The 11,192-nt window shown below is 57.1% G+C and carries 2 protein-coding genes and 1 pseudogene; 1 reads left to right on the top strand and 2 read right to left on the bottom strand.

The features are described from left to right. Positions 1 to 395, top strand: a pseudogene (locus tag BFQ03_RS30855) (hypothetical protein); the annotation flags it as partial. Positions 396 to 590: 195 nt separating this feature from the next. On the opposite strand, the gene BFQ03_RS23775 reads toward BFQ03_RS30855, so the two are convergent. After that, complete coding sequence (locus BFQ03_RS23775) at positions 591 to 5,666, bottom strand: NEL-type E3 ubiquitin ligase domain-containing protein (RefSeq protein WP_065944159.1); 5,076 nt, start codon at positions 5,664 to 5,666, stop codon at positions 591 to 593. A gap of 336 nt (positions 5,667 to 6,002) precedes the next feature. After that, a complete protein-coding gene (locus BFQ03_RS23770; protein WP_239695278.1) occupies positions 6,003 to 10,925 on the bottom strand; it encodes an NEL-type E3 ubiquitin ligase domain-containing protein in 4,923 nt (1,640 codons plus the stop codon). Between the last annotated feature and the right edge of the window lie 267 nt (positions 10,926 to 11,192).

Raw genomic sequence — 11,192 nt, 5'->3', positions numbered from 1 at the left:
AAGCCTGGCTTGATCGGGGGCGTACGCCGACCCGGCTGTACCGCGACCAGACCTTTCGTATCGCCGCCAGTTCACGGTTCAAGATGCAGTTGGAATGCTCGATTGTCATGGGCAACACCTGTGGCTTGCGCAACGGCAACGGTGATGAGGTGCCGGTGCAGGTTGCCGTGACGCTGCCAGGTGGCATCGACGGGCAAGGCGACCAGGCGGTGCGCAAACGCCCCCTGCGGCTGGATGGCACGGGCACCGAGCTGTTCCAGCCGCTGTTTTACGTGAATGACCGCCCCGGCATCCTGCACTTTGAAGTGCTCAGTGATGACATGCGCGAGATGCTCAGCCGGCCAGGCAGTACCTATTCGGGCGTGGTGACCGCGGTCTGGGACTCTGAGGTCTAAACATGAAGCCTGCAGTTTTTGCTTTTTTGTAGGAGCGAGCTTGCTCGCGAAAAACGTCAACGATTAGGCGTGCTGCCTGAATGTACACGCTGTCCTTGAGTGTTTCGCGAGCAAGCTCGCTCCTACAGGAGGTCTCGTCCGCTTAACTGATCGGCATTGGCTCTTTTGAGTGTTACATATGCCTCCGGGCGGGTGTTACAGGCCTGCGTTTTTCAGTGCCTGGCGTGTCAATTGCCGGCCCAGCTCATTGTAATCATGCTGAATATCGTCGTAGAGCTTACGCACGGTAGCGTCCGATAACGGCTGTTCGGTGAGCACCACGATGTGCGGGATAACCAGCTCATTGGCCAGTGTGATGAGTTGTTCGCGCAGTTCAGCTTTACGCTCAGGTGTCACTTGCGGGCTAGCCCATTCCTTTTGAGCGTCCAGCAAGTCCTCCAGTTGACTGCCTGCGTTGTTGCGTTTCTCACGTTGGGTGTTGAACTCTTCCAGGTGCGCGTCTTGCAGGTAGTCGCTCCAGAACGGTTGTTCAAGCAGGCCGTTCACCAGGCCATCGCCTTGCTCTTGCTCGGCGATACTGGCCGCCGCTTGGTCGAGATGCGCTTGCGTCACATTGGCTGTGTTGCGGTAGACCATGTGCTCGGATAGCCACGGCAGGTCGAGGCGCGTCTTGAGTCCGGTCTGGTAGGCGAGGTACACCTGCACGTCGTCGACGGTGTTTTCACCGAGGCCGAATGTCTGCCCCAGCCCACCCTCACTCTCTGGGGCTACACGATGCTGGATTTCTTGGTGGGCGAGTTGGTTGACCCGTTCCAGGCGCCAGGATTGCCTGGCTAGCGTTACCAGTTTCTTTTCGCGGGTCGATAGGCCTTGCGGGGAGTCATCTTTGCGGATGTTTTCCAGCAGGGTTTCGACGCCCATGCGGTTGAAAATATGAGCGCCGGCGTCTGCACAGTTGGCGGGGGCACCGGCCAGACTGAACATCCGGTCGCGAAATTGTGGGTTTTCATCTACAGCAAACAGTAGTTGCCAGACGCGAACAGAGAGGTTACCCCGGCCTCGTTGAAACAACAGCTCATCGATATCCGTCTGGAACGCCTCAGGCGGTTGCAACAGTTTGAGGACATCGAAGAAACCCTGGGAGCCGTGCTCCTTTTCGACATCATCCCAAACCGTTGCAAAGAAGAGGTTATCGGCTTCTGTCGGGCCAAGCAGCCAGTATTCTCTGTCGGCGCTGCCCCCTCGTGGTGCGGTGCGGTAAGGGTCGATACCGAAGGCGCGGCGATAGCTGACAAACAGGTCTTCATCCAGGCGCCCAAGCTTTGTGCGATCCACCCAACTGTTGGCCACTATTTGAGCGCCTATAGAGCCCTGGGCGAACGCGGGAACGGTCTTGACCTGGGTGTTGCTCAGGTCCAGCGTCGGGATGGAGCGTCTTGGGCTGTCCAGTCCGACCGGCCATTGGGTAATGTTGGTTCTGCGCAGTACCAGTAGCCGCAGATCCAGCATCTGGTTGATGTTCGGCGGGACTTCCAGGAGGCGGTTACCTTCCAGGTTCAATGAGCGCAGATATGAACATTGTTCAAGGGTCTGATAGTCGGAGGGTAACCATACGATTGAGTTTTCGCTCAGGTTCAGAGCGGTCAGGCTTTTCATGTTCTGCAGTCGTGACGGTACCTCCCCCAGGCCATTGTCTGACAGGTCCAGGGCGCGCAGGTTGGGGAAATTGTCGAGAAAGCCCGTATCCCCATCACTTAACCGCGTACCGCCCAGGTTCAGTCGTGTGACATGGCTGAAGTTTGCCCTCAGCGGCGCCAGGCGACGTATGTAGCGACCCAGGACCAGCTCGCTCAAGTCCAGCAACGTACCGCGTGGTCTGGGTTCAGGGGGGAGCATGCGCTGGTAGGCGCCTTCTGCCCAGCAGGTTTTCAGTTCATTGATGATCAGGTCTCGCATGAGTTTTTCATTCAGCGTTATCGTGGCGCTTGCCCTGATGAGTGCTGGTTTTTCTCTGCGAAATATGTCCATGTCTTCGTCCAGCGTCGCTCGGTCGGTTATCAGCGTTTTCAGCAACTGTTCCCCCTCCGGCGTGCTCAGGTAGGGCATCACTTTCTGTATCTGTTCCTCGCTCAAACGGGGGCACAGTTGGGTCAGTGTTTCTTTGAGCGTGGGTGGCTGCCTCGGTGGATTTCTCCGAAGTAAGCGGCGGAAGGCCCCGAGCATGGGTTTTTGCAGTAAGCGTTGTGTCGTGCGGTCATCGGCCTGGCGGCGAGTGGGTTCCTCCAGCACCTTGCGGCGTTCGGCCAAGGGTTCAAGTTGCTCGATGAGCCATGCCTTGAATATGCCTCCCTGGCCCGGCAGGTAGTCGAGTGTGTTCGCGGGGGTAGCACGCAACAGCGCCTCGTAGAAGCTGTATTGCGCCTGGGAGGCAGAGGGTTCGGCATCGTAGATCTGGTAGCGCCCGGGGCTCTTGTACACGAGTATTTTTTTCGTGCCGGCGTCTGCAGGTCCCACCTGGCAACGCAAGGCGCCGTTGGGGGATTGCTCATGAATGGCAATGTTCAAGTCACCCAGGGCATCGGTGTGCAAACGCACGATATTGAGCGCCATGCGCTCGGTATCCGCTGTCAGCAAATCGTCGTTGTAGAACCCTTCAGCCGCGTGGCTGGCGCGGACTTCGTTGGCCAGTTCCCGGGCCAGGTTTTTCAGGCGCAGAGGGATTCGTTGTTCGCTGCTCATTATTGTCAGTTCTTGCGGCGAAATGCGTAGCAGCAGTGTCGCCACCAGGTCTTTGGGCAATTGCGGGAACTGCTGTTGAATCAACCGGCCATGAGGCGTGTCGATAACCTCTCGGGTGCTGTAAAGGTGGCTGAATACGGCAGTTTTTTCCTGCATCAGGGCATCGGCCAGCAGATCGCGCAGGGCCTTGATTCGTCCGGCCGGGGTTTCAGGTACGGGGGTGGACAGCAGGGTAGCGAGCTCTGTTTCACTCAAAAAGGCGACGAGTTGCTCGGGCAATTTGCCCGCTTCCACGTCCCGGTGACTGATCTTGAGGGTGTTGGCCTCCGTGGCGTCCTGGGCCCCGTAAGGCATGGCGTTACCCACCAAGTCGTCACTTATAAACACCTTGATGGCTTTGTTCGACGGCCAACCCGCACGTTCACTGGTGGTTTGCGCCGACCAGTTGGTTGGCAGCTCAGTCGTGGCCCCGGTGCGGATTTTTTCTGGCATGCGTTCGAGTTCCCCGCGTAGCTTCATGCGCTTGAGACTATCGGCCAGCAGGGGCGGTGGGGTATCGCGGTTGGCGTACATCATGCGCAAGGCGCCGTCATGGGTGCCGCTGGTTTCACAGGCTTGTTCGAGTTGAGCGGGGGAGAGACCCTTGACCACGGGCCCGAGGCGGCGGCGTAAGGTTTCGCTGTCCCAGGTGTTCGGGTTCTCCCCCTCATGGGCCCAGGCGCCACTGCCGTTATGGTCGAGCGTGGGTGAATAGGCCTCGGGACGGGTGGGGTGTTTGATCCGGTAAGTATTAGAGATTTCTTCGTGTTCGACGACGTAGTGCTGGTCATCCAAGGGCAGGATTTTTTGCTCCTGGTGTGAATGCAGGCCCAGCTCATCGGGACGCGAGTCGCTCGGCAACTGCAGGTCTTTCTTGGCATAAGGTGCAAGGTCAGGGTTCCACAAGCGTTGTTGATCCCCCACCTTGACTGCCCGCAGGCCATCGACGAAGGAGGAGCGTTTGAAGACGCTCACAACTTCTCCACCCTCGGCGAAGATTGCCAGTTGGATCAAATCGGTCGCCACGCCGATGAAGTGCTCAGCGCCTTCTATGACCTGCCCCTCCGCCAGGTCGACAATCCCTTCGAGCACGTCGTTGGCCAGTTGGAGGGCGGTGTAGACCAGCATCAACTCGCCCAGGCCCGGCACGAACGGGGTGATGACCATCAGGGCCGCGTTAAAAATATCCGAGAGGATTTTTGTAAAGTTATCCCACCAGGCCCAACGTTGTGCGCTGTCGGTATCGGCCGTGGAGATGGCGATGCTTCGTCCATCGTTAAGGATCTTGTTGAAGGATTGCTGGTAGAGGTATTCCCACAGGTCACCCTCGATTCTGCGTGAGGAGGACCGCAGCTTGGGATCGTCCTGTGGGACTTTCTGGCCCCCCTGGAGCGTGCACAGCCGTTGATCCAGCCCGGCAAAGAAATGCCCGCGTTGGGCATGATCGACAAACTGACTGAAGAACTGCTGGTAAGTCTGTTGCTGACGAGAAGGGATGGGCGCGTTGGCTTGCAGTTTGCGGGTCAGGTCGCGCATGAACGCAGGGATCGAGTTGTACTCCTTGACGGGGCTCTCTGGGTCATGGGGTATGTAGGCGATCACTTTCGACTCGCTGGTGGCCTGATCCGGGTCTGCTGCAATCAGCAGAATACCGCTCAGCGCCGTCTCCAGAATGCTCAGTTGGTAGAACTGCATGACGCCTCGTTCACCGCGTAACGCGCGCATCAACACATGGTAGGTGGCCATCCCCAGGTCCGGCACCTGTTGCGCATCGGTTTTCAGGCAGGCCAGTTGCACTGCGGCCATGAGCGTGGCTTTCTGGCTGGCGGTGACCTGCTTCTTCAATTTCGCGCGGGCAGTGAGGTTCGTCGGCAGCAGATGGGTGTTCAAGTGTTGTTGGTACCGGGCGCCGAGGTCCAGTTCACGACACAGCGCTTTGAACTGGTCGATGGACATCGCGTCGGTTAACGGTTTGATGGTGAAGTGACCGCGATAGTCAGGCTGGCTGATGTAACAGGAGTTGTCTTCAAACGTTTCGCTATCGGCAAAGTTATGCAACGCGGCGTCCAGCAGGGACACTTTTCGCGAAGTCACCCCCTGGGCGATATTGAAGGCGTACCTGGGCAGCATTTTGGGGATGTACAGGTTCAGGAAGGTTGTCTTGACGTCCAGGTCGAGTTGGTACTTGTCCTGAATGGCCTTTTTCAACAGCGGTTCGGCAAAGGCATACGCATCCTGCACGTTGCTCAGTTGCTGGTCTACGGCGTTTTGCGCACGCCAGCCCTCGACATTGGCAGTCTTGAGGGCTTGATGCTGGTCGGGCGTGGCGCTGGTATGCCAGGCCGGTCGAGAAAGGACCGCATTGTTTAACTGACTGACTCTCGCCAGGGAAGTTGTGGATAGCCAGTCCGGGATTTTTTGTTTGATCAGATCATAATGCGGGCCTTTATAGGGCGTTGCAGGCGTACTGGATGGGATTGAAGGTTTTGGCATTAAGTTAAACTCGTAGAGGGTTTTAATTATTAGCGTATCCTTTGTGGTGGAGAATAAAAGTTCAAAATTCTGAGCAATTTTTAAGTGTTAAGTGTGTTGGGGTTTCGTTATTCAGATGTGAAATATATATAACTAATGCCTGAGGTCTGCGTTAACTAACGAGTCCCTGTCGGAGCCTCCTGATAAATGTGTAACTCCCAATAATGCCGTAGGAGCGAGCGGGCTCGCGAAAAACTCAAGAACGCCGCGTTTATCCAGCCAATACGCGTTATCGTTCACGACCTTCGCGAGCAAGCTCGCTCCTACACACCTGGTATTAAGACATGCCTCGGCGTCTTATTCGTCGATCCGTCCCAGCGACAGGCGGGTCTGTTCCCGCAACCATTCCTGGCGTCGTCGGCCCAGGTCATTGAGCAATTGGTTGTAGAGCTCATCGGACATCGGCTCGTCAGGCACTACTCGGTCTTCGATTTGTAATTGCTCGACCATGAGTTTCAGTTGTTCGCGTTTTTCAACTTTCTGCGCCTCGGTCAGGTCCGGGGATTGGGTCAACGCTTGCTGTTCGCTTTGCAGTTCATCGAGGAGGGCAAATTGTTCATCAATGCTGCTCTCGTTGGCCTCGTAGTCTGTCGCATAGTGCTCCTTGAGGAAGTTTTCCCAGTAAGGCTCAAGCAGTATTTGATCCACCAGCCCGTCACCTTCACTCAAGGCCAGTACTGCCGTGTGCGCTCGTGTGATGGATAGCTCACTGACCCTGGCGGTCTCCCGGTACAGCATGTGTTCGCTGACCCAGGGCAAACCGAGCCTGCGGGCCAGGCGCGTCTGGTAGGCCAGGTGAACTTCTACTTCATCAACGGTTCCGGGCTCGCCGTTGATCACGTCTGAGGTCAGTCGCAGGCCGAGCCCGCCTTGTTCGACAGGTTTGAGGCGCTGAGCGATGTCGGCGCGCGCCACGTGGTTCAACAGCTTGAGGTTGGCCGCCCCCTTGGCCAGTTTGATCAGTCGCTCTTCACGTTCAGCGGGTGTTTTGCTGAAGCGCCTGGCCTGGCTCACCTCAACTTCGATACCCATACCGTTGAATATTTGCATACCCGCATCGGGGCACAACCCGGGGAAACTGGACATCCGAAACAGTATTTGCCGCAAGTCGCGGTCGTCGTGCATGGACGACAGCATGCGCTGCACTTGTGATCTCATCATTGCGCTGTTCTGTTCATAGAGGGCCTCGTCGCTCGGGTCTTCGAAGAACTCTGGGGGCTCCAGGGATTTGATCACTTCGAAAAAACCTTGGGAGCCGTGTTCATGCTCCAGGTCTTTCCAGATTGCTCTATAAATAAAGCGGTTTTCATCGTCCAGATCGTCGAGCCAGTAACGGCTGTCGCCTTGGGGCTCATAGGTCCGATAAGGGTCAAGCCCAACGGCGGTTCTATAGGCCTCATAGCGCTCCTGGGCCTCAACGGTCAGTCTTGCACGGTCCAGGCGGGTCTGGGCGACAACGATGGCCGATTCGGAGTTGCTGGCAACCACGGGGACGGTGGTAATGGGGTTACCGCGCAGTTCCAGGATGAAAGCCTCGTTGCGTGGTTGTGCAAACAAGCCGGTAGGCCATTCACTGATACCGGTATCGCTTAACAGGAGTAGATCTAACTCGGGCATCTTGCTGACATCCGGCACGATGCCCAACGGGTTGTTGGCCAGGTTTAGAGCGCGTAGGCGCGACAGGTTACTCAACTGCTCGGAGGTCGAGGCGTCCAGGACAATGTTGTTTTCGGCCAGGTTCAGCTCTCTGAGATGGGGCATGCGCTGAATGGCGGGAGGCAGCGTTGTTAGAGCGTTGCCTGTCAGATCAAGGATCCTCAGGTTTGGAAAGTGCTGTAGGAAGTTGGCGCTGTCCGAAGAGAGCTCGCGGTCGATCATGTACAAGCGAGTGACCTGTCGCATTTCGGTGGGCAGCATGGGCAGTTTGTCCGGCCATGGCGTTTCAGATAAATCCAGCTTGACGCCACCGCGCTGAGTGTTGAACTCGTCATGCAGTCGCGTATAGCCCTCACGCCAAGCCTGCATCAGGCTGTCAGCAAACAGGGCTCTAGTACGACGAGTCACGGCCTCCAGGCGATGGCCCGCAGGAAACTTTGTTGCGGATCTGACGTAGTCGTTTAGCGTGTTTTCAAAGGCTTGGCCTTCGGTTTCCAGGCGCTCCAGTTTTTGTAGGCCTTCCGCTGTTTCCGCCACTTGAGAAAAGCGTCTTACACCTTGCTCTGACATTTCGGGGAGCCATTTTTTGATGCGTTGTTGCAAGGTGACGGTAGAGCTGTCTTCGGCCAGTGCCCCCCGCAAAGTGCTGGTATTGCCGCCCCCCAGCAAGGTGAGGGTTTCACGTTCGGCCTGTACGCGGATCGGTGGTTCAGCCATTATCAGGCGCCGCTCTACGGGGGCCGTATTTTTTGCGATAAGCCATGACCTGAGGCGCTCACCGTCGATGAAGCGTGCGTCGGTGGTCAGGGTATGGAAGACCGCGCTATAGAAGTCTGTCGTCCCATGCAGCAGTGTGCCTTGAGCATTAAAGACCCGGTATTGGGCCTTTTTGTTGCGCACCAGGATGCGCAGGTTTGCAGCGTCCTGTTCACCGACCTGAATCCGCAAGTCGCCAGTCGGGGTTCTTTCACGGATTTCGATACGCAAGTTCGCCAGCGCGTCGGTGTAGATTCTCAAGGTATTGAGCGCCAGGCGTTCGGCCTCTTCCGACAGGGGATGGTCTTGAAGGATCTGCTCGAAGACCCGTGTGCTGGTGACCTCGAACTCCAGTTCCCGGACCTGGTTCTTGACGTCCAGTGGCAGGCGTTGGTCCTCGGTCATCACCTTTAGGTGGCGGTTTCGGGTATGACGGACCAACCGTTGGGCGATGCTCAGGGGGAGGTCAGGGTACTGGGTGCGCAGTAATTGGACATGCGGGTCGTCAGTGGCTTCTTGTTCGAGGTAAAGGTGCCGGGTGAGCGATTGACTCTGTTGTTCGACATGCTCGGCCAACCGATCACGCAGTGCCTGTACCTGTTCCGGTGCGGGCAGGGTTTCGCCCAGTAAGCGGGTGAGCTGTTGTGGGTCGAGAAACGCCACGACTTTTTCCGGCAGTTGGCCGGACATGACGTCGGCGATGCTGAGCGTCAGCACGTCATCTCCCTGGGCAGTCGAACTGCCATAGAAACGGGAGTCGCCGGACAGGCCGGAGTGTTGATAGACCCGCAGCGCTTTGTCCTGCGGCCAGCCTTCAAGCTCGGTGACCATTTGCTCAAACCAACTGGACGCAGAGTCAAGCGGTTGTGCCATGCGAATTTTTTCGATACTGGCCTTGATCTGATGGTCATTTTTGAAGCGTTTCAACGTGTCGGCGAGCAACGGCGGAGTCGGTTCATTCTTGACGTACATCTGGCGCAACGCGCCGTATTCTACCCCGCTGATGACGCGTACTTGCTCAAGTTCTGTGTTGCTCAAGCCATCCGTCTGTGGCCCCAGCCGGCGCAGTAATCGGGCATTGCTCCATGTGCGCGGCTGTTCGCCTTCCAGTACGCAGGCGCCGCTGCCGTTGAGTGTTACGGGTGGGCGATAGGCGTCGGAGCGTTGGGGGTGGGCGAGTTGGAATGCCTGGGTTTCGGGATTCTGCCGGACTTCATAATGACGGTTATTCACACGCACGATCTGCTTGCCCTGGTGGGAGTGCAGGCCATTTTCTTGCGGTTCTGGCAGATCCTGCACCCTGTGTTGATAAGGCCGCAAGTCAGGGTTCCACAAACGGGTATCGCCGGAAGGCATCTGTACGGGTTTAAGCCTGTCGACAAAGGGAGACAACTTCAGGCGGGCGACTGCTGCGAGCTGCCCTCCGGCGTGGAATGTCCCCAGTTGAATAACGTTTTCGGCAACCGCCAAGATATGCAGCCACCCCTCAATTTGCCGGCCTGCGCTCCAATCGATGATGCCTTCGAGCATGTCGTCGAGCAGTTGGTAGGCGGTATAGGCCAACATCAGCAGACCCAGGAAGGGTACGAATGGGGTGATGACCATGAGGGCGACGTTGAAAATGTCCGTGAGCATCTTTTCCAGATTGTCCCACCATACCCAGCGGGCCATACGGTCGGCATAGCTTGTGGAAATGGCGACTTCCAGAGCATCGTTGATGATTTTGTTCAGTTTGTCCTGGTACAGATAACGCCACAGATCCTCGCTGGTATAGCTAGTAACGTCATCGCGTACAAAATGAGTGCGAAACTGCAGGTTGGGTGCCTGTACAGGGGTTTCTCGCCAGTTCGGGCTGCTGTCACCCGGCTCCCTCGGGTTCCAGCGCACGGGCGAGAGCAGGTTGTTGAGTTGGTTAAAGAGGCGCCCGCGCTGTTGATGGGGAACGAACTGACTGAAGAATTGCTGATAGCTGAGGTGAGGCGAACCCGGTGTTGGCGTCTTGTCACGTAACTGGCGGGTCAGTTCTATGACGAAGTCCAGTGACGAAGCGTATTCCTTGAGGGGGTGTTCCGGGTCATGGGGGACATAGACCAACATCCGCCCGCCCCTCCAGTCAGCCATTTGCGAGGTGATGATCAGGATGCTGGCCAGGCGGGTATCCAACAGTTCCAGGGTGTAGAACTCGATTGGCTTGGCGTCGAGCATCAGCAGCCCGGGGGTGCCTGTGACCATGAGCTGGATCAGCTCATAGGCGTCCTCGGCAATGTGCTTTTTTGCCAGGGCCATATGGGCCGCGCTGTCCAGGGCTGCCCGCAGGTTGTCGATGACTTCGTGTCGTAGCGCGTCGGCGACCGACGGATTATCGAACCCCAACGAGGCCCGAAGTTGCTGTTGATAGCGCGCGCCAATGTCGAGGTTGCGACAGAGCGTCTTGAACGTGTCGGCGGTCAGCACCTGGCCGCTCACGTTATGGGTGAACGTCAATAGCTGGCGCTGGCCTCGGGCATCTTCATCGGACAGGAAGGCGTAGTCGGCGAAGGTTTCCGAGGCCGAGAAATTGTGCAGTGCGGCATCGAGCAACGTGACGGTTCGGCTGCTAACGCCAGGGTACAGATCTATTATCGACCACCAGGGCCGGCTGACGGGGGAATAGAGGCGAATGAAGGTGTGCGACACATCAATGTCACCGTAGGCGCGCAGCGCCTCTTTGAGTAGCGGCTTGGCAAAGGCCTGGACGTCATTCAGATGGGCAAATTTTTTGTCGAGGGTGTTCTGGGTGGACCAATGCTTGTCCAGAGCCTGTTTCATGGCCGTGTGTAACGGTGGCGTGAGTGCGTTTGTGTGGGGCCCGGAGATGTCTGGCTTGAGTGTTTTTAGTGTTGTCAGTCGCTGGGGCCCGGTATCGAGTAGCCAGCGAGGCAGTTGTTGTTTGATGAAGTCGTAATGAACCGGTTTTTTTTCTGCGATCGAAAGTGGTTGTTCTATGACAGTGGTAGGCATGGTTGGATGACCTTTTGATAATGCTTGGGTCATCCGATTGTGTGCGGGAACACGCCATTCAAACCTCGAAAATGT

The sequence above is a fragment of the Pseudomonas sp. 25 R 14 genome (assembly GCF_900004755.1).
Taxonomy (GTDB): domain Bacteria; phylum Pseudomonadota; class Gammaproteobacteria; order Pseudomonadales; family Pseudomonadaceae; genus Aquipseudomonas; species Aquipseudomonas brenneri.
This window is presented reverse-complemented; position numbering and strand designations above follow the sequence as displayed.

What these genes read in the sequence shown, in the direction of transcription:
- BFQ03_RS23775 (WP_065944159.1), bottom strand. Translation starts at nt 5,666, where the DNA reads ATGCCAAAACCTTCAATCCCATCCAGTACGCCTGCAACGCCCTATAAA.
- BFQ03_RS23770 (WP_239695278.1), bottom strand. Translation starts at nt 10,925, where the DNA reads ATGAAACAGGCTCTGGACAAGCATTGGTCCACCCAGAACACCCTCGAC.